The sequence below is a fragment of the Micromonospora aridisoli genome (genome assembly GCF_056150025.1).
Genome location: NZ_JAXCFK010000006.1, coordinates 281,838 through 300,290 on the forward strand (window position 1 = coordinate 281,838; position 18,453 = coordinate 300,290).

The window sequence follows — 18,453 nt, forward strand, 5'->3', positions numbered from 1 at the left end:
GCATGATGTCCTGGTGATCTATGTCGTCATTCCGGCCGGTGGCAGCGGCACAAGGTTGTGGCCGCTGTCCCGCGCCGGCCATCCCAAATTCCTCCACCCGTTCACCGGTACCTCCTCCTCGTTGCTCCAGGCGACGGTGGAGCGGCTGGGGCCGCTGACCACCCCCGAGCGCACCATGGTGGTCACCGGGGCCGCGCACGCCGCGGCCGTGGCCCGGCAACTGACCGGTCTGCCGGAGGAGAACATCCTGGTCGAGCCGTCGCCCCGGGATTCCTGCGCCGCCATCGCGCTGGCCGCGGCGGTGATCGCGGTACGCGACCCGGACGCCGTGATGGGCTCCTTCGCCGCCGATCATCTGATCGGAGATCCGCAGCGGTGGGTGGACACCGTCCGGGAGGCGGTCCGGGGCGCGGAGCAGGGACTGCTGATGACGGTCGGGATCACCCCGACCCGGCCCGAGACCGGTTACGGGTACCTGCGCACCGGCGAACCCGTCGACGGCGGCCCGATGCGCCCGGTGGTCGAGTTCAAGGAGAAGCCGAGCGCCGAGGTGGCCGAGACGTACCTACGGTCGGGCCACTACCTCTGGAACGCCGGCATGTTCGTCTGGCGGGTGTCGGCGTTCCTCGCCGAGCTGGCGCGTCAGCAGCCTGACCTGCACACCGGGGTAACCGCGATCGCCGCCGCGTGGGGCTCCGACGACCAGGACGACGTGCTCGGCGCGGTCTGGCCGACGTTGACGAAGATCTCGGTGGACTACGCGGTGATGGAGGGCGCGGCCGCGGCCGGCCGGGTGGCGACCGTACCCGGTGACTTCCGGTGGAACGACGTGGGCGACTTCCACACCCTCGGCGAGGTGCTGCCGGCGGACAGCGACGGAAACGTGGTGCTCGCCGGTGACGCCAAGACCGAGGTGCTGCTGCGCGACAGCAGCGGCATGGTGGTGGTGCCGCAGTCGGGTCGGCTGATGGCCGCCGTCGGCGTACGGGACCTGATCGTGGTCGACACCGCGGACGCGTTGCTGGTCTGCCCGCGTGACCGCGCTCAGGACGTCAAGTCGATCGTGGACGAGCTCAAGAGGCGGGGTGAGGACAAGCTCGTCTGAAGGCGGCCAGGCCCGGTGCGACGAGCCGGGCCGTGCCGCCGGCCAGCGGGTCGGGTAGGCGCTCCGGTGGGAACCAGCCGAGCGCCTCGGACTCCGCGCTGACCCGTTCCGTCGCGCCGGTCGGGGCGAACACCGCGAAGCGGACGTCGTGGTGCAGCGACCCGCCCTGACAGCCGACCGGGTGCACATCGACGTCGATCGGCGTCGGGTCGATCCGCAGTCCGGTGATGCCCGACTCCTCGGTGGCCTCGCGCAGCGCCGCCCCGGCCAGCGTCCGGTCACCGGGCTCGCAGTGCCCACCCAGCTGCACCCACTTGTGGAACTTCCCGTGCAGGCAGAGCAGCACCTGGGTGCCGGTCGCGTCGAACACCAACGCGCTGGCGGTGACGTGACCGGCCCGGTGCTCCCGGCGCATCGCGATCGGCCCGGCGCTCAGCAGGTCGAGGGTGCGGTTCCGGGCACCGGCCGCGTCCGAGCTGGTCGGTGTCCAGTCGGCCAGCACCGCCGTCGCGTCGGCGTGCAACTCCGTCCAGTCACTCGCGTCGTCACGCGGGGATCCGTCCACCATCCGGGGCGTCGACAACGGCCGCTCCTTTCGTCCGTGCCAGCGTACGGTTCTGCCCGGTACGCGGCTCGGTCGGCCGGAGCTGTGGAGATGCGTCGAAGCCGGGCCGAGGAGGGTGGGCGGCACCCCCTGCGGAAAACTGAGCCGCAGACCCTCGTAGGGTGCCGCCCTCCCTCCGGCGGCCCAGCGGGCGGGACGCGTGCGACGCGGGTCGCCCCTGGAGCACGGGAAGCATGGCGGATCCACGCGACGGGCGTCGAGGTCTTTCAGCTGAGGCTTAACTACCCGAGGTCGACGGGCTGGGTAGAGTTCCAAGGTCGCCGGGTGCCCCCCTCAGCCGGGCGATGGGAGAGTCCCATGCTGAAGATCCATTTCTCCGGCGAGGACATCCTCCGGACCCGGGTGGCTCCGGCGGCTGATCCCGTCTGGGAAGTGGTGCTGAGCCTGCACCTGCTGCCCGGGCACAGTCGTGACCCGTTGCTGGCCAACTGGCGCCGCGAGGTCTCGCGCGGGCTGCGTCGACACGTCGACCCCGACGCGCTGCGGCTGCTGTCCACGTTGAATCCGCCCCGGGGTTACTTTCCGGACTTCCTCACCCCGTACGAGAGCGTGCACGGCTTCGAGGCGGGGATGGAGGCCCTGCGGCGTACCCCCGTCGCGCTGCTGAAACGCGACCTGGCCCTGCTCGCCGACAACCGGAGTCTGCCCGCCGGGGCGGCCGCCATCGCGCGGGGCGAGCCGGACGCCCTGAACCAGCTGACCGAGACGATGGACCGCTACCGGGAGCTGGCCCTCGGCCCCTACTGGGCTCGGGTGCAGGGCGCGGTGGAGGCCGATCGTGCCCGTCGTGCCCGGGCGATGCTCGACGGCGGCATCGAAGGGCTGCTGACCACGCTGCGGCCGGGCCTGCGCTGGGAATCCGGCGTACTGGAGATCCCCGCGTATCCGCGCAGCCGGGAGCTGCACCTGCAGGGACGGGGGCTACTGCTGGTGCCGTCGTTCTTCTGCGCGAACACACCGGTCGCACTGCTCGACCCGGAACTACCACCGGTGCTGGTCTATCCGGTCGACAAGCTGGGCGGGCTGAGCACGGACGCCGGTGCGGGCGGCGCGGGCCGGGAGGCGCTGAGCGCGTTGCTCGGCCGTACCCGCGCGGCGGTCCTGGCGGCCAGTGACGACGGCTGTACCACCGGCGAACTGGCGCGTCGGCTGCACATCTCACCGGCGGCGGCCAGCCAGCACACCACCGTGCTGCGCAACGCGGGACTGCTGGTCAGCCACCGCGACCGCAACACCGTCCTGCACACCCTCACCCCCCTGGGCCGCGCCGTCCTCAACCCCTAACCCCACCCACCCTCGCCCCACCCCACCCACCCTCGCCCCGTTGATCATGAAGTTGACGCCCGGGAGAGCGCTTGCCGGCGACAACAACTTCATGATCAACGGGGGTAAAGGGAGGGGGAGGGGGTCAGAGGGCGAGGGTGGCGGCGGCGGTGGTGCCGCTGGGTGGGGGGAGCAGTTGGGTGGAGACGCCCTGCGCCGCGAGGGCGGTGCGCAGGCGCTGCACGTCCGCGCCGAACCGGACCAACTGGACCGGACCCACGGGGGTGGGCGGGGAGCAGAGCACCAGACCCGTGGCGCGGGCCGGCCAGCCGGGCACGGTGGCGACCAGCGCGGCGCGTACGTCATCGTCCGCGACCGGGGTGAAGACGGTGCCGGGCGCGATCACGCCGGTGACCGAGGCGATCGCCCGGTCCACGGTGACCGGGTCGGCCGGGACGTCACCCGGGTGGTCCGGCACGGTTGCGGCGGCCGCGAAACCGGCCGCCGTCGCCTCGGCGGTGCCGAGTGAGAACAGGTCCATCGAAGCGTCCCGGACCAGGACGCGGGCACCGTCGCCGTCATCCGGCAGCGGCGGCGTCAGGTAGCCACGGATCACCGCCACCGGCATCTGGTCGCACTTGCCCTTGATCAGTTCGCCGGCCGCGGCCAACTCGTCGACCACCGCCATCTGGGTCAGCACCAGTTCGTTGCCGTACGGGTCGACCTCGCCCCGGTGATCGCGGATGGCGTCCATCCCGGCGACGCCGAGAGCAACGTCGGTCAGCCCGTTGCGCCAGGGCCGGCCCATGGTGTCGCTGACGATGACCGCGACGTCAACGCCGTACCGGGCACGCAGACCGGCGCGCAGCGCGCGGGCCGAGGCGTCCGGGTCCTCCGGCAGCAGCACCAGCCGGGTCTTGTCGACGTTGGAGGCGTCGATTCCGGCGGAGGCCATCACGAAGCCGTGGCGGGTCTGCACGATCCGGGTCGTGCCGCGAGAGGCCACCACCCGTACCGTCTCCGCCGCCAGCACCTCGTCCCGGGCGGCCTGCCGGTCCGGGCCGTCGGCCGGCACGTCGACCAGCCGTCCCTCCGCCTTGGAGACGATCTTGCTGGTCACCACCAGCACGTCCCCGTCGCGCAGCCAGGGTGCCGCGCCGCCGATCAGGGCCGCCAGGTCGTCACCCTCGGTCACGTGACCGATGCCGGGCACCGGCAGGATCTCCAGTCTCACGTCAACTCCACCGCGGCGCGGACCATCGCCGCCGTCGCCGCCTCGTCGGTCATCCGCAGCGGCACCGCGCGGACCGTCACGTCCGGCACCAGCGTGCCCGCGTCCTCCTCGGCCACCAACCAGCCGTCGAGCAGGCCACCCGCGGCCCGGCTCCCGTACAGCCCGCCGACCCCAGCGGCGGTGCACTCCACGCCGACGACCGCCAGGCAGCGGTCGGCCATGCCCCGCACCGGCGCGCCGCCGATGATCGGCGAGACGCCCACCACCGGGGCGGGACCGTCCGTCACCGCCGCACGCAGGCCCGGCACCGCCAGGATCGGCGCGATGCTGACCACCGGGTTGCTCGGTGCCACGAGCACCACGTCGGCGCCGGTGATCGCCTCGGTGACGCCGGGTGCCGGCTTCGCCGACTCCGCGCCGACGAAGACGAACCGGTGGGTCGGTATCTCCGCCCGGTGGCGGACCCACCATTCCTGGAAGTGGATCGCCCGCTGGCCGCCGTCGACAGCGTCGGCGTCGGCGTCGCTCACGATCGCGTGCGTCTCCAGGCGGTCGTCGGTCGCCGGCAGCAGGCGTACGCCGGGCTGCCAACGTGTCGCCAGCGCCTCGGTGACCTGGTGCAGCGGATAGCCGGCGTCCAGCATGGTGGTGCGGACCAGATGGGTGGCGATGTCCCGGTCGCCCAGCCCGAACCAGCTCGGCTCGGCACCGTACGCGGCCAGCTCGTCCCGGACCGTCCAGCTCTCGTCGACGCGCCCCCAACCCCGCTGCGGGTCGGCCCCGCCGCCGAGGGTGTAGAGCACGCTGTCCAGATCCGGGCAGATCCGGAGCCCGTGCAGCCGCAGGTCGTCGCCGACGTTGACCACGGCGGTCACCTCGGCGCCCACCTCGCGGGCGTACGCCCGCACCCCGAGCAGGAACCGGGCACCGCCGATTCCGCCGGTCAGAACCACGATGCGCATCCGCCCATCCTCGCCTACGTGACGCCTCCGCCGGCCAGGTGCCCCGGGAGACTAGGCTCACGTCGGCATCTGTCCGCTTTCGCCCCAGGGAGAGTTCGTGACCAGCCCCGCCGAGCCCCCGCCCACCGACCCGACCCCGGCCCGACAGGTGACCGGGCCGCTGCGTGAACTCGTCGCTCTCGTGCTCCTGGGCGCGAACGCCGTCTTCCTCTTCGTGGGGCTGATCCGGCTGCTGACTCCGCAGGGCGCCTACAGCACGGTGACCGGGCGTGCCGCCAGCTCGTTCTTCGCCTTCATCGGCCTTGAGGCGGTCGTCCTGCCGGTGCTGGCGGTGCTGCTGGCCACGCACGTCGCGCCGACCGTCGCACGGGCGAAGCTGATCACGCAGGTGGCGTTGATCGAGTACGCGGTCAGTGCCGTGCTCGGCGGTCTCACCCTGCTGATCTGGGTGGTCGGTCGGCTGGCCGAGGCGCAGTTGTTCGACGCCATGACCGGTCTGCTCACCCGGGCGGCCTGGGTGGCGCTGTTCGCGGCGGCCGCGTACGTGGTGTGGAGCGTGTGGCAGCGGCTCTACCACGTACCCAGGCCCAAGCCCGAGCCCGGCCTGTACGGCACGCCGCAGCCGGGCTGGCCGCAGCCGGGCGGTCCGGGTCAGTTCGGTGGTCAGCCCGGTCAGCAGGGTGGCGGCTGGCCGCCGGCGGGCGGCTGGTCGGGTGCCGATCGGCCCGGCGGCTATCCGGGCGGCCACCCCGGCACCGGTCACCCAGGCGGGCAGGCACCTCAGCCCGGCGCAGGTCAGACCGGCGGTTACCCGACCGGCGGCGCGACCCACGGCCAGCAGGGCCAGCAGGGCTGGCCGGTGGCCGGTCAGGCACCCACCGCCGGTGGGCCACCGGAGTCCCCGCACACGTGGCCGCCGCACGGTCAGCCAGCGGTGCCGCCGCAGTCGGCCGCGCCGTCCTCGCCGGCCGCACCACCGTTCGGGCAGCCGCCCTCGGCCGACCCGACCCAGACCATCCCGCGCCAGGGCGCCGAGCCGACCGAGAGCGTTCCGCGCCAGGGCGCCGAGCCGACCGAGGGCGTCCAGCACCGGGGCGCCGAGCCGACCCAGGCGATCCCGCACCAGGGTGCCGAGCCGACCCAGGCGATCCCGCGTTCGGATGACGCGGACGCCGACCGCACCCAGCGGATCGACCCGGGCGATCAGCCCCGCTGAGCGGCCGCACCGTCACGCCGACCGGGTCCGACGAGGTTCGCCGTCGTCAGGGCACGTGCGGTTGCCCACGGGCGGGGGCCGGACCGGACGGCAGCGCATAGGCTGAGCGGATGGTTGATCAGAGCGAGCGCGGGCCGGGCGACGGGGGCGTACGGCGGGCGCTGCGCCGGGCCGCCACCGGGCGGGCGCTCGACGTCGACGAGGCGTCGACCCTGCTGACCGCCCGGGGCGCGGCCCTGGAGGAGTTGCTCGGCATCGCCGGTTCGATCCGCGACGCGGGACTGCGCGACGCCGGCCGGCCCGGCGTGGTGACCTACTCGAAGAAGGTCTTCATCCCACTGACCCGGCTCTGCCGGGACCGCTGCCACTACTGCACGTTCGCCACGGTGCCGCACCGGCTGCCGGCGGCCTTCCTCGACCGCGACGAGGTGCTCGCCATCGCTCGGGCCGGTGCGGCGCAGGGCTGCAAGGAGGCGCTGTTCACCCTCGGCGACCGGCCGGAGGAGCGCTGGCCGGCCGCCCGGCAGTGGTTGGACGAGCGCGGCTACGCCTCCACCGTGGACTATCTGCGTGCCTGCGCGGTGGCGGTGCTGGAGGAGACGGGGCTGCTACCGCACCTGAACCCGGGTGTCCTCTCCTGGGCGGAGTTGCAGCGGCTCAAGCCGGTGGCGCCGAGCATGGGCATGATGCTGGAGACCACCGCCACCCGGTTGTGGTCCGAGCCGGGTGGCCCGCACTACGGCTCCCCGGACAAGGAACCGGCGGTGCGGTTGCGGGTGCTCGACGACGCCGGACGGGTCGGCGTTCCGTTCACCACGGGCATCCTGATCGGCATCGGCGAGACCCTGACCGAGCGGGTCGACGCGATCTTCGCGATGCGGCGCGCCCAGCGGGAGTACGGCCACCTCCAGGAGGTGATCGTGCAGAACTTCCGGGCGAAGCCGGACACGGCGATGCGCGGGATGCCCGACGCCGAGCTGCACGACCTCGCCGCCACCGTGGCGGTGGCCCGGGTACTGCTGGGCCCCAAGGCCCGCATCCAGGCGCCGCCGAATCTGATCGCCGGCGAGTACGACCTGCTGTTGCGGGCCGGCATCGACGACTGGGGCGGCGTCTCACCGGTGACTCCGGACCATGTCAACCCGGAGCGTCCCTGGCCGCAGCTCGACGAACTGGCGGCGCGTACCGCCGCGGCCGGGTTCACCCTCCGGGAGCGGCTGACCGTCTACCCGGAGTACGTCCAGGCCGGCGAGCCCTGGCTGGACGCCCGACTGCTGCCGCACGTGACCGCGCTGGCCGATCCGACGACCGGGCTGGCGGTCGAGGCGGCCCGACCGGTGGGCCGGCCGTGGCAGGAGCCCGACGAGACCTTCGGCGGGCGTACCGACCTGCACGCCACCATCGACACCACCGGGCGTACGGACGATCGGCGGGGCGACTTCGACCACGTGTACGGCGACTGGGCGGAGGTTGCCGCGAAGGCGGCCGTGCCGCCGGCGCGGGGCACCGGCGACTCCCCGGCGCCGGAGGCGGGCCGGCGGGCCGGTGCCGGTCGACAGGTCACCGCCGGTTCCGGCGACGCCGAGCTGCGGGCCGGGTTGCGGTTGGCCGCCGGGAATCCGGCGGCGCTGCTGGAGCCCCGGCACACCGATGCCGCACTGGCGCTGTTCGGCGCGGACGGGCCGGCCCTGGACGAGCTGTGCCGCACCGCCGACGACCTGCGCCGGGCCGCCGTCGGCGACGACGTCACCTACGTGGTCAATCGCAACATCAACTTCTCCAACGTCTGCTACGTGGGCTGCCGGTTCTGTGCGTTCGCCCAGCGGGAGCGGGATGCCGACGCGTACCGGCTGTCGGTGGAGCAGGTCGCCGACCGGGCGCAGGAGGCGTGGGACGCCGGTGCCGGCGAGGTCTGCATCCAGGGCGGCATCGACCCGAAGCTGCCGGTGACGATCTACGCCGACCTGGTCCGGGCGATCAAGGCCCGGGTACCGGAGATGCACGTGCACGCCTTCTCCCCGATGGAGATCGTCACCGCCGCGGCCAAGGCCGGCGTCCCGGTGAAGGAGTGGCTGGCCGGGCTGCGCGAGGCGGGACTGGACACCATCCCGGGCACGGCGGCGGAGATCCTCGACGACGAGGTGCGCTGGGTGCTCACCAAGGGCAAGCTGCCGGCCGCCGCCTGGGTCGAGGTGGTCAGCACGGCCCACGAGCTGGGCATCAGGTCCAGCTCGACGATGATGTACGGACACGTCGACCATCCCGCGCACTGGCTGGCGCACTTCCGGGTACTGGCCGGGGTGCAGGACCGCACCGGTGGGTTCACCGAGTTCGTGGCGCTGCCGTTCGTGCACACCAACGCCCCGATCTACCTGGCCGGCATCGCCCGGCCCGGGCCGACCTGGCGGGAGAACCGGGTGGTGCACGCGATGGCGCGGGTGCTGCTGCACGGCCGGATCGACAACATCCAGTGCTCCTGGGTGAAGCTTGGCGACGCCGGTACGGCGGAGATGCTGCGCAGTGGCTGCAACGACCTGGGCGGCACGCTGATGGAGGAGACCATTTCGCGGATGGCGGGATCCGGCAACGGGTCGGCGCGTACCGAGGAGCAGTTGCGGGCCATCGCGGCGGCGGCCGGCCGGCCGGCGCGTAGGCGTACGACTGCGTACGGTCACATCGTGGCCTAGGGTCGAACCTTCGTCCGCCGCCGGACGTACCTGTCGATGCCGGCGGCGGCACGGCGAGGACCGCCGCCGGCACCCCTGCACGGGGGCCGGCGTGGTCTGTCGTGACCCCCGTCCGTCAACGCGGACGCGTGCGCGCCGCCGCCGGAAAGGTTGGCCATGATCACTGAGAAGCGTAAGCGGCGCTGGCCGAGACTGACCCGCCGGCAGACAATCACCGCCGCGGCCAGCGCCACCCTCGGGGCCGCCGCGCTCGCGGTGCCGGGGCTGTCCCTCGCTGGCGACGGCGACGAGCGTGCCGCGGCCGGCGCCGACGAGACGATCGTCGTGCACCTGCGGGACGCCCGGTCCGGCACCATGGACGTCTTCGTCGGCGAGTCCCGCATCGAGGTGCGTGACCGTGGCCTGGCGGACCGGCTGCGCCGCGCCGCAGCCCGGCGCTGAGCCCGTGCCCACCCGAGTCTGCGCCGCCACAGCGGCCGCCCCGCCCGCCGTCGCCGTGGGCATCGCCCCGCGCGGGTGCTGGCCCGCCGCCCGGCACGTCCGGTCCCGCCGTCGGCGCTGAGCCTTCCGCCGGTCCGACGTAGCCGGCAGCCCCGGCACCCCCGGCACGGGCCTCGATGTCCGGCCGGCCATCCCGATTGACTCTTTCGCCCAGTGAGGTGGGTCCGTCATGTCTTCACACCGCGAGGCACCGGAGATCGCCAAGGATCCGGTCGCCGATTCATCCGATCTGTACGCCTTCGTCACCCCGGATCGTCCCGACACGGTGACCCTGATCGCCAACTACGTACCGTTGCAGTTGCCTTCCGGTGGGCCGAACTTCTTCGAGTTCGGCGACGACGTGCGGTATGAGATCCACATCGACAACGACGGTGACGGGCGGCCGGACGTCACCTACCGTTTCGAATTCACCACCGAGATCACGAACCCGAACAGCTTTCTCTACAACACCGGCCCGATCGATTCGCTGGACAGCGAGAACTGGAACCGGCGGCAGTTCTACAGCCTGACCCGGATCGTCGGCGGCAAGGAGGAGCGGCTGGCACGCAAGCTGCCCTGCCCGCCGTGCAACGTGGGGCCACTGTCCACTCCGAAGTACGCCGAGCTGGTCCGACAAGCCACGTTCAAGCTCTCCACCGGCGAGCGGGTGTTCGCCGGGCAGCGCGCGGACGGGTTCTTCGTGGACCTCGGCGCGATCTTCGACCTCGGTACGCTGCGACCGTTCCAGCAGCTGCACGTCGCCGGAAAGAAGATCTTCAAGGAGGCCGGTGAGCCGGTCAACGCCACCGACCGGTTGAACGTGCACAGCCTGGCGTTGCAGGTGCCGCTGGGTCGGGTCCGCCGCCGGGCCGACCGGTACCACTGGCAGGAGCCCGCCTCGGTCATCGGGGTGTGGACCTCGGCGTCCCGCCGCCAGGTGCGGGTACTCGGTGACCGGGTGGCCGCCGACACCAACGCCGGACCGTTCACGCAGGTGTCCAGGTTGGGCAACCCGTTGTTCAACGAGGTCATCGTGCCGATGGCGCAGAAGGACCTGTGGAACACCCTGCCGCCGTCCGAGGACAAGCGGTTCGCCCAGTTCGTCGAGCGGCCGGAACTGGCCGCCCTGCTGCCGGTGCTGTACCCGGACGTCTTCCCCAACCTGGACAAGCTGAACAGGTCGAAGAAGGCCCGGGCGGACCTGGTCGCCATTCTGCTCACCGGCATCCCCGAGGGACTCATCGACGGCTTCAGCAACAACACCGGGGACGTCCAGGCGGACATGCTGCGGCTGAACACGGCGATCCCGCCGGCCCGTCGGCCGAACCGGTTCGGTGTGCTCGGCGGCGACCTGGCGGGCTTCCCGAACGGCCGGCGGGTGGCCGACGACGTGGTGACCATCGCGCTGCGGGCCGTGGCCGGGTTGACCGTGCCGCTGGTGGACCGGAAGTTCCAACCGGACGCGGCGGCCGCGGCGGTCACGCCGGGCTTGAGCGCCGCGGACGTGACCGCGCCGTTCCTGCGGAACTTCCCCTTCCTCGGTACGCCCTACGACGGGTTCAACAATCCGTCGGCGGAGTCCTGAGCGGGGGTGGGTGAGATGACCGGACATGAACACTCGCACACGTACGGTCCATCGGGAACCGGGACGGTCGTCCTCGACCTCGGTGGCGACACCGGTGCCTTGATCATCTACACCGGACGGCAACTGCTCGGTCGAGAGATCGAGGTGAGCCGGGTCGACCGGGACGATGAGCCACGTACGCACTCCGCCGTGCGCGAACGTCGGGTCCGGGACGGTACGTTCCACAGTGCCGTCTATCCGGACCTTCCGGCCGGCGTCTATACCGTCTGGTGGGACAGTGACACACCCGCCGGAGCGGTCACCGTGACCGGTGGCGTCGTCGCCGAATTCGCCCTGCCGACCAGCGTACCGGCATCGACCGACTGAACCGCCGGAGTCTCCACCGACCGCGTCCCGTCCACATTGTGGGCGGGACGCGGTCGTTGTCCACCCGCTCGACGGGCGGGGTTGGCGAAGTCGGGATAACCTTGCGGATCAAGATCAACGGATCTTGGTGGGTGGCTTTCCGGGCGACGGCGCGAAGCTCGATCACACCCGTGGCGCTCCGCGCGCCACGGGAGAAAACTCGGGCAACTCGCCGGGGAGGGCGTTACTCGTCCGGGGTCTGAATCGATAGGGCAGGGCGAGACCGGGTGGTCCGGGTGGCCGTCCGGGATGCGTGTCGGGAGGGCGACTCCATTATCAAGTTTGGCTTGACGGCGCACGCATTACACGCGTGTAATTTGAATGGGGTTGTTCGCACGGAACGGATGAAAACGGGACCGTACGGACAAAAGCACGCCTTTCGCGTGGGGGGTTGCAGCGGCGACGACGCCGGTGCGCGACAAGGAGGCAACTGAATGGACGGCCAGCTCGAGGCGGCCGACCTGCTCGGAAACGCGCCGGAGTGGCAGGAGCGGGCTCTGTGCTCGCAGACCGACCCGGAGGCGTTCTTTCCCGAGAAGGGCGGCTCAACCCGCGAGGCGAAGCGCATCTGCTCGCGGTGCGAGGTCAAGACGGAATGCCTCGAATACGCTCTCGGCCACGACGAGCGGTTCGGGATCTGGGGCGGGCTCTCCGAACGGGAGCGGCGCAAGCTCAAGCGCCGGGCGGCCTGAACAGACGTGGGGCGGGACGGTTGGGGGCCGTCCCACCCGTCCGGGCGGCTGTCTGGCTCAGGCCAGCTCGTCCGGGTCGACCCCGAGCAGGTTCGCCACCTGCTCGATGATGACGTCGTGGACCAGGTCGGCGAGATCCTCCCGGTCCATGGCCCGGAACTCAAGCGGACGCCGGTACAGCACGATCCGTGGCGGCACCTCCTGGCGGCCCGGCCGGCCGGGCAGCAGCCGGGCCAGCGGCACCTCGCCATCCTCCAGGACGTCTGAGTCGTAGACGTTCAGGTCGGGCGGGACGTCCTCGACGGCGAACTCCACTCCGGCGAGTTCCTTGGCGAACCGACGCTCCAGGGTCTCGACGGTGTCGAGCACCAGATCGTCGAAGATCTCCGCCTTGGTTCGGGCCAGCGGCACGGTGGCCGGCACCAGGCGCCCGCGCAGGCCGCGGCCGTGCCGGTCGCGGTGCGTCCGCCGGCCGGTGCCGGGGCGGCGGTTCTCCGGGCTCGTCATGAGCCAAAGAGTAGCTTCCGGTTCCGCCCGAGCCGGGTCAGCGTCGACCACGTGGCGCGTTGCGGCTCCGGACGAGAAATGTGATCACCAAGACGGGCGTGTCGTAACGCGAAGCGGTGCGCCGAAGCCGGTAATGGAGATACCCTGCGCCGGTGAGGTCACCACGGCGCTGCTCCCGCAACGGCTGCCCCCGGCAAGCGGTCGCCACGCTGACCTATGTCTACAACGAGTCGACCGCCGTGGTGGGCCCGCTGGCCGCCTTCGCCGAGCCGCACACGTACGACCTCTGCGAGCCGCACGCGCGCAGCCTCACCGCCCCCCGAGGCTGGGAGGTGGTACGGCACGAGGGCGAGTTCGAGCCGCCGCCACCCACCACCGACGACCTGGTGGCCCTCGCCGAGGCGGTCCGCGAAGCGGCCCGTCCCGCCCCTCGCCCACCCCAGGACGAGCAGAACAACCCCTCCACACCCCCCGCCGCGTCCCCCACCTCCCGCCGCGGCCACCTCCGCGTAATCCCCCCCACCCACTGACCCCCTCCCCAAGCCCTCCGGCCCCGGCCTCCGCGTTGATCATGAGTTTGGCGGCAGCTTTGGAGATCAACATCGCCGTCAACCTCATGATCAACGGAGTGGGTGGGGTGGGTTAGTGGCCTAGGAGGTGGGAGAAGGTGGTGGCTCGGCGGGCGGGGCGGTTGGTGCGGCGTTCGGCGACGTCCGCGGAGGACATGATCTGGAGGCCGGCGTTGATCGCGAGCCAGCGCAGGGGTTCCGGCTCCCAGCGTGGGGAGCGGTGGTTGACCCAGGGGAGGCGGGTCAGGTCGGTGTGCTCGCCCCGGATCAGGTCGGCCAGCGTACGCCCGGCCAGGTTGCTCGTGCTGACGCCGTCGCCGACGTATCCGCCGGCCCAGGCCAGCCCGGTGGCCCGGTCGTAGCCGACCGAGGCCGACCAGTCGCGCGCCACCCCGAGCGGCCCGCCCCAGGTGTGAGTCACCGGTACGTCCGGGCCGAGCGCCGGAAAGAGTTCGCCGAGCGTACGCCGCAGTGCCGCGAAGACCCGTGGCTCCCGGTCGAAGTCGGGTCGGACCCGTGAGCCGAAATGGTACGGCGCACCCCGTCCGCCGAAGGCGAGCCGGCCGTCGGCGGTGCGCTGGCCGTAGATGATGACGTGCCGGTGGTCCGAGAAGGTCTCCCGCTCGGCGAGCCCGATCCGCTCCCAGGTCTCCGTCGGCAGCGGGGCGGTGGCCACCATCAGCGAGTAGATCGGCGCGATGGCACGTCGGTGACCGGGCAGGCCCTGGGTGTATCCCTCGGTCGCGCGGACCACAACCGGGGCGTTGACCGTGCCGGCCGGGGTGACCGCCGTGCCGGGCCGGATCTCGGTGACCGGGGTCCGCTCATGGATGCGCACGCCGAGCCGTTCGACCACGTGAGCCAGGCGGCGCGCCAGCCGGGCCGGGTGCACCGCCGCGCAGTGCGGCGTGTACGTGGCGGCGAGCACCCCCTCGGCGGCGCAGCGGCTCGTGGCCTCGTCCGGACCGATCAGGTCGAGGTCGTCCGGGCCGAAACCGAACTCCCGTGCCTCCGCCACCGCCGCACGGGCCCGGTCCAGTTGCGGTCCGCTGCGGGCGAGCACCACCGTTCCGCCGTACGCCCAGTGGCAGTCGATGCCCTCGGCCGCGACCACCCGGCCGACCTCGCGCACCGTGTCGTGCATGGCGCGCTGCATGGCGACGGCGGCGTCCCGGCCGTGCCGGCGGGCCAGCGCGGTCAGCGAGGTCGGCAGCAGCGCGGAGCACCATCCGCCGTTGCGGCCGGACGCCCCGAAGCCGGCCACCTGCCGCTCCAGCACGACGATCCGCAGTGTCGGGTCGGCGCGGGCCAGGTAGTACGCCGTCCACAACCCGGTGTAGCCGGCACCCACGATCACCACGTCGGCGGCGGTGTCCCCCGCCAACGCGGTGCGTGGTGTGAGGGGCTCGTCCACGCTGGACAGCCAGTAGGACAGGTCCTCGTAACGCACGGTCTGCTCCAGACGTCGCCGGTGCCGGCCCTAGAGTCGGGACCAGGCCTCGGTGAGCACGGCCCGCAGGATCTGCTCCATCTCGTCGAACTGCTGCTGCCCGGCGATCAGCGGCGGAGCGAGCTGCACCACGGGGTCGCCCCGGTCGTCGGCCCGGCAGTAGAGCCCGGCGGCGAACAGGGCGCTGGAGAGGAAGCCGCGGAGCAGCCGCTCCGACTCGGCCTCGTCGAAGGTCGCCCGGGTGGCCTTGTCCTTGACCAGCTCGATGCCGTAGAAGTACCCGTCGCCCCGGACGTCACCGACGATCGGCAGGTCGTGCAGCTTCTCCAGGGTGGCGCGGAACGCCGCCTCGTTGGCGCGTACGTGCCCGACGAGATCCTCGCGGGCGAAGACCTCCAGGTTGGCCAGAGCCACCGCGCAGGAGACCGGGTGACCGCCGAACGTCACCCCGTGGGCGAACATCTCGGTCTCGGTCAGGAACGGCTCCATCAGCCGGTCGCTGGCGATCATCGCGCCGAGCGGGGCGTAGCCGGAGGTGATGCCCTTGGCGGTGGTGATGATGTCGGGCTGGTAGCCGTACCGGAGCGCGCCGAAGTACTCGCCGAGCCGGCCCCACGAGCAGATCACCTCGTCGCTGACGAGCAGCACGTCGTACGCGTCGCAGATCTCCCGTACCCGCTCGAAGTAGCCGGGCGGCGGTGGGAAGCAACCGCCCGAGTTCTGCACCGGCTCCAGGAAGACGGCCGCCACGGTGTCCGGCCCCTCCCGCTCGATCGCGCGGCCGATCTCCTCGGCGGCCCACCGGCCGAACGCCACCGGGTCGTCGCCGTGCTCCGGTGCCCGGTAGAAGTTCGTGTTCGGCACCTTGATGCCCCCCGGCACCAGCGGCTCGAAATCGGTCTTGATGCCGGGCAGGCCGGTGATGGAGAGCGCACCCATCGAGGTGCCGTGGTACGCGATGTACCGGCTGACCACCTTGTGCTTGGTCGGCTTGCCGACCCGCTTGTAGTACGCCCGGGCCAGCTTCCACGCCGTCTCGACCGCCTCGGAGCCGCCGGTGGTGAAGAAGACGCGGTTCAGGTCGCCCGGGGTCAGCGTGGCGATCTTCTCGGCCAGCTCCACCGCCTTCGGGTGGGCGTACGACCAGAGCGGGAAGAAGGCCAGCTCACCGGCCTGCTTCGCGGCGGCCTCGGCCAGCTCGGTGCGCCCGTGGCCGGCGTTGACCACGAACAGCCCGGCCAGCCCGTCCAGGTAGCGGCGGCCCTGCGCGTCCCAGACGTACGCGCCCTCGCCGCGCACGATGGTCGGCACCTCTCCGGCGGAGTAGCTCGCCATCCGGGTGAAGTGCATCCAGAGGTGGTCGGTGGCGTCGGCCATGTCAGCCCCATCGGGTCTCGGGCCGGTCAGGGGTCACCGGCCGCTCGTCCCACGGTTATCCCACAGTCCTACGCCGCAGGGCAAGTGCAATCGGTTGACTTTGAGCATTCCTGCAACGGATTCGGCTGCTTGAAGTGTGAGAACGCAACGGAATCCGCATGACCGTTGATCTCTGCGGGTCGATGTGCCGGCAGACCTGCTCCGGCCCTCGGCGAGCGGCCCTGCGGCGTCCGGGGCGGGACATCCTCGTGGCCTCCCTTTGCTCTGCTTCAACCCACGCACGGTTCGGCACCCGGTGCCGTTGCGCGCGTTGAAGCAGAGCAAAGCACGTCGGTGGAGGTGCTTGGCGGGCGCGGACGGTAAGGCTGGCGGGCCTGGACCGTGGGGACTGCCCGGAGGTCCCGAAGCGGCTGCGGCAAGGGCGTTCTCGGGGCATCCGGAGGACATCTTGAGTGCGCGAAACAGTCCTGGCCGCAACACGCCAGCAGGGTGCGGACAGGGCAACGGGCGGTGACTAGCGTGCGCCGGAGGGTGACGCGAGTCGGGAGGGCGCGATGGGCAACGGGACCGTGGGCAACGAGGCGTTGCGGGTGGCGATGGCGGACAAGGGCGAGACGGTCGAGTCGCTGGCCGGGAAGGTGGGCGTCGACCCGAAGACGACGGCCCGCTGGCTGGCGGACGGGCGGATCCCGCATCCGCGCACCCGGATCGCCGTCGCCAACCTCCTCGGGCGGCCGGCCAGGGAACTCTGGCCGGAGCCGTTCCGCCGCCGGGACCTGCCCTGGTTCCGGGCGTGGGCTGAACTCGAGCAGGACGCCAGATGCCTCCGGTCATATGAGCCGCTGCTCGTGCCGGGCCTGCTCCAGACCGAGGCGTACGCCCGGGCGGTGCTGGCCACCGGCGGCCTGCTGCCGCCGACCGAGGTGGAGGAGATCGTGGCGGCGCGGCTGGCGCGGCAGCGGGTGCTGGAGCGCGAGATCCCGCTCCAGTTCGTCGCGGTGATCGACGAGGTGGTGCTGCGCCGGCCGGTGGGCCCCGACCCGGGGGTGATGGCCGGGCAGTTGGCCCACCTCGCCGCGCTCGGCGAGCGCGAGCACGTGCAGGTCCGGGTGATCCCGGCGGAGAACCCGTGGCACACCGGCCTGGCCGGGCCGTTCGTGCTGGCCCGGATGGCGGACGGTGCCGAAGCGGCCTATCTGGACAATCAGCTGCGCGGTCAGGTGGTGACCGAGAGTGCCGACCTTGCTAGCCTGGGCGGGAGATGGGAGAGCGTCACCGGTGAGGCGCTGCCCCGTCGACGGTCCATCGAGCTGATCAGGGAAGTGGCGACGACATGGAGATGACCGGCGCCCGCTGGCGCACCGCCACCCGCAGCAGCAACAACGGCGGCAACTGTGTCGAGGTGGCCGACAACCTGCCCGGCCGGGTCCTGGTGCGCGACAGCAAGGATCGCACCGGCGGCACTCTGACTTTCACCCCGACCGCTTGGCAGGCGTTCGTCGCCCGAGCCAAGACCTCTGCCTGAGCCGGAGGCGATGGCATGGACGTGACCGACGCCCGCTGGCGCACCGCCACCCGCAGCAGCAACAACGGCGGCGACTGTGTCGAGGTGGCCGACAACCTGCCCGGCCGGGTCCTGGTGCGCGACAGCAAGGATCGAGCCGCCGGCACCCTGGCCTTCACCCCCGACGCCTGGCGCGCGTTCGTCGCCGCCGCCCCGGACGCTCAGGCGGTACCCCAGCTGTAGGTCTGCTTGCGCAGCTTGAGGTAGACGAACGCCTCGGTCGCCAGCACCCCGTCGACCGCGCGCAGCCGTTGCAGGATCTCCAGCAGGTGTTCGTCGTTGCGGCAGACCACCTCGGCCAGCAGGTCGAAGGAACCGGCGGTGATCACCACGTAGTCGACCTCGTCCAGGTCGGCGATGCGGTCGGCGACGCGCTCCAGGTCGCCGTCGGTCCGCAGGCCGATCATCGCCTGCCTCGGGAAGCCCAGCTGGAGCGGATCGGTCACCGCGACGATCTGCATCACCCCGGCGTCGAGCAGGCGTTGCACGCGCTGGCGTACCGCCGCCTCGGAGAGGCCCACCGCCTTGCCGATGGTGGCGTACGGCCGGCGACCATCTTCCTGCAACTGCTCGATGATCTGCTTCGCCACGTCGTCGAGCAGGGCGTGGCTGGCGCCCTCGCGCACACTGACCCGGCGACCGCCGTTGCCGTTGTCCTGCTGCCGGTTCGTCATCGACCGCTCCCCATGTCCGTCACCGGGGTGAGCCTAGCGCCATCGGTCACTCCGGCGT

General features: G+C 72.0%; 19 protein-coding genes. 12 read left to right on the plus strand and 7 right to left on the minus strand.

All coding sequences use genetic code 11. The features are described from left to right. Nucleotides 1-13: 13 nt before the first annotated feature. Nucleotides 14-1,105: a mannose-1-phosphate guanylyltransferase gene (locus SM447_RS15655; protein WP_474573519.1), complete on the plus strand. Its 1,092-nt coding sequence runs from the start codon at nt 14-16 to the stop codon at nt 1,103-1,105. On the opposite strand, the gene SM447_RS15660 is transcribed toward SM447_RS15655, so the two are convergent. After that, nucleotides 1,074-1,673, minus strand: a complete 600-nt coding sequence (locus tag SM447_RS15660) for an NUDIX hydrolase (RefSeq protein ID WP_474573605.1) — start codon at nt 1,671-1,673, stop codon at nt 1,074-1,076. The two genes, SM447_RS15655 and SM447_RS15660, sit on opposite strands and share 32 nt — an antisense overlap. Nucleotides 1,674-2,027: 354 nt before the next feature. On the opposite strand from SM447_RS15660, the gene SM447_RS15665 reads away from it, so the two are divergent. After that, nucleotides 2,028-3,014, plus strand: coding sequence for an ArsR/SmtB family transcription factor (locus tag SM447_RS15665; protein WP_474573520.1), 987 nt, complete (start codon nt 2,028-2,030; stop codon nt 3,012-3,014). 124 nt (nt 3,015-3,138) lie between these two features. Here the strand turns inward: SM447_RS15665 and SM447_RS15670 are convergent, their stop codons facing one another. Together SM447_RS15670 and cofD are read right to left on the minus strand one after the other, a co-directional pair. Continuing rightward, a complete protein-coding gene (locus SM447_RS15670) occupies nt 3,139-4,227 on the minus strand; it encodes a coenzyme F420-0:L-glutamate ligase (protein ID WP_474573521.1) in 1,089 nt (362 codons plus the stop codon). Further along, nucleotides 4,224-5,189, minus strand: coding sequence for a 2-phospho-L-lactate transferase (cofD, locus tag SM447_RS15675; protein WP_474573522.1), 966 nt, complete (start codon nt 5,187-5,189; stop codon nt 4,224-4,226). The genes SM447_RS15670 and cofD overlap by 4 nt, the downstream gene beginning before the upstream one ends. 97 nt (nt 5,190-5,286) lie before the next feature. On the opposite strand from cofD, the gene SM447_RS15680 reads away from it, so the two are divergent. From SM447_RS15680 to SM447_RS15705, 6 genes are all read left to right on the plus strand, one after another. Continuing rightward, a complete protein-coding gene (locus SM447_RS15680) occupies nt 5,287-6,405 on the plus strand; it encodes a hypothetical protein (RefSeq protein ID WP_474573523.1) in 1,119 nt (372 codons plus the stop codon). Between the two features lie 110 nt (nt 6,406-6,515). Beyond that, complete coding sequence (locus SM447_RS15685; RefSeq protein ID WP_474573524.1) at nt 6,516-9,092, plus strand: bifunctional FO biosynthesis protein CofGH; 2,577 nt, start codon at nt 6,516-6,518, stop codon at nt 9,090-9,092. Nucleotides 9,093-9,248: 156 nt separating this feature from the next. Further along, a complete protein-coding gene (locus tag SM447_RS15690) occupies nt 9,249-9,533 on the plus strand; it encodes a hypothetical protein (protein ID WP_474573525.1) in 285 nt (94 codons plus the stop codon). Between the two features lie 229 nt (nt 9,534-9,762). Then, a complete protein-coding gene (locus tag SM447_RS15695) occupies nt 9,763-11,157 on the plus strand; it encodes a DUF4331 domain-containing protein (protein ID WP_474573526.1) in 1,395 nt (464 codons plus the stop codon). Nucleotides 11,158-11,172: 15 nt separating this feature from the next. Further along, nucleotides 11,173-11,523, plus strand: a complete 351-nt coding sequence (locus tag SM447_RS15700; RefSeq protein WP_474573527.1) for a phospholipase — start codon at nt 11,173-11,175, stop codon at nt 11,521-11,523. A 473-nt stretch (nt 11,524-11,996) separates the two neighbouring features. Continuing rightward, nucleotides 11,997-12,254, plus strand: a complete 258-nt coding sequence (locus SM447_RS15705; RefSeq protein WP_013731688.1) for a WhiB family transcriptional regulator — start codon at nt 11,997-11,999, stop codon at nt 12,252-12,254. A gap of 57 nt (nt 12,255-12,311) precedes the next feature. Here the strand turns inward: SM447_RS15705 and SM447_RS15710 are convergent, their stop codons facing one another. After that, on the minus strand, nt 12,312-12,761 hold the full coding sequence (locus SM447_RS15710; RefSeq protein WP_099847483.1) for a metallopeptidase family protein: 450 nt from the start codon (nt 12,759-12,761) through the stop codon (nt 12,312-12,314). Between the two features lie 152 nt (nt 12,762-12,913). On the opposite strand from SM447_RS15710, the gene SM447_RS15715 reads away from it, so the two are divergent. Continuing rightward, nucleotides 12,914-13,291, plus strand: coding sequence for a DUF3499 domain-containing protein (locus SM447_RS15715; RefSeq protein ID WP_474573528.1), 378 nt, complete (start codon nt 12,914-12,916; stop codon nt 13,289-13,291). Between the two features lie 112 nt (nt 13,292-13,403). Here the strand turns inward: SM447_RS15715 and SM447_RS15720 are convergent, their stop codons facing one another. Further along, the gene (locus SM447_RS15720; protein ID WP_474573529.1) at nt 13,404-14,780 is read right to left on the minus strand and encodes an NAD(P)/FAD-dependent oxidoreductase; all 1,377 of its coding nucleotides are present in this window, start codon (nt 14,778-14,780) and stop codon (nt 13,404-13,406) included. 30 nt (nt 14,781-14,810) lie between these two features. After that, nucleotides 14,811-16,157: an aspartate aminotransferase family protein gene (locus SM447_RS15725; RefSeq protein ID WP_474573530.1), complete on the minus strand. Its 1,347-nt coding sequence runs from the start codon at nt 16,155-16,157 to the stop codon at nt 14,811-14,813. 554 nt (nt 16,158-16,711) lie between these two features. Between SM447_RS15725 and SM447_RS15730 the strand changes: the two genes are divergently transcribed. From SM447_RS15730 to SM447_RS15740, 3 genes are read left to right on the plus strand one after another with little or no spacing between them, the layout of a single operon-like run. Next, complete coding sequence (locus tag SM447_RS15730; protein ID WP_474573531.1) at nt 16,712-17,500, plus strand: helix-turn-helix domain-containing protein; 789 nt, start codon at nt 16,712-16,714, stop codon at nt 17,498-17,500. Continuing rightward, nucleotides 17,491-17,682, plus strand: a complete 192-nt coding sequence (locus tag SM447_RS15735; RefSeq protein ID WP_474573532.1) for a DUF397 domain-containing protein — start codon at nt 17,491-17,493, stop codon at nt 17,680-17,682. The genes SM447_RS15730 and SM447_RS15735 overlap by 10 nt, the downstream gene beginning before the upstream one ends. 15 nt (nt 17,683-17,697) lie before the next feature. Then, nucleotides 17,698-17,904 carry a DUF397 domain-containing protein gene (locus SM447_RS15740; RefSeq protein WP_474573533.1) on the plus strand — a complete coding sequence of 69 codons (207 nt, stop codon included), beginning with the start codon at nt 17,698-17,700 and terminating at the stop codon, nt 17,902-17,904. Here SM447_RS15740 and SM447_RS15745 read toward each other — a convergent pair. After that, on the minus strand, nt 17,883-18,395 hold the full coding sequence (locus SM447_RS15745; protein WP_474573534.1) for an Lrp/AsnC family transcriptional regulator: 513 nt from the start codon (nt 18,393-18,395) through the stop codon (nt 17,883-17,885). The genes SM447_RS15740 and SM447_RS15745 overlap by 22 nt on opposite strands. Between the last annotated feature and the right edge of the window lie 58 nt (nt 18,396-18,453).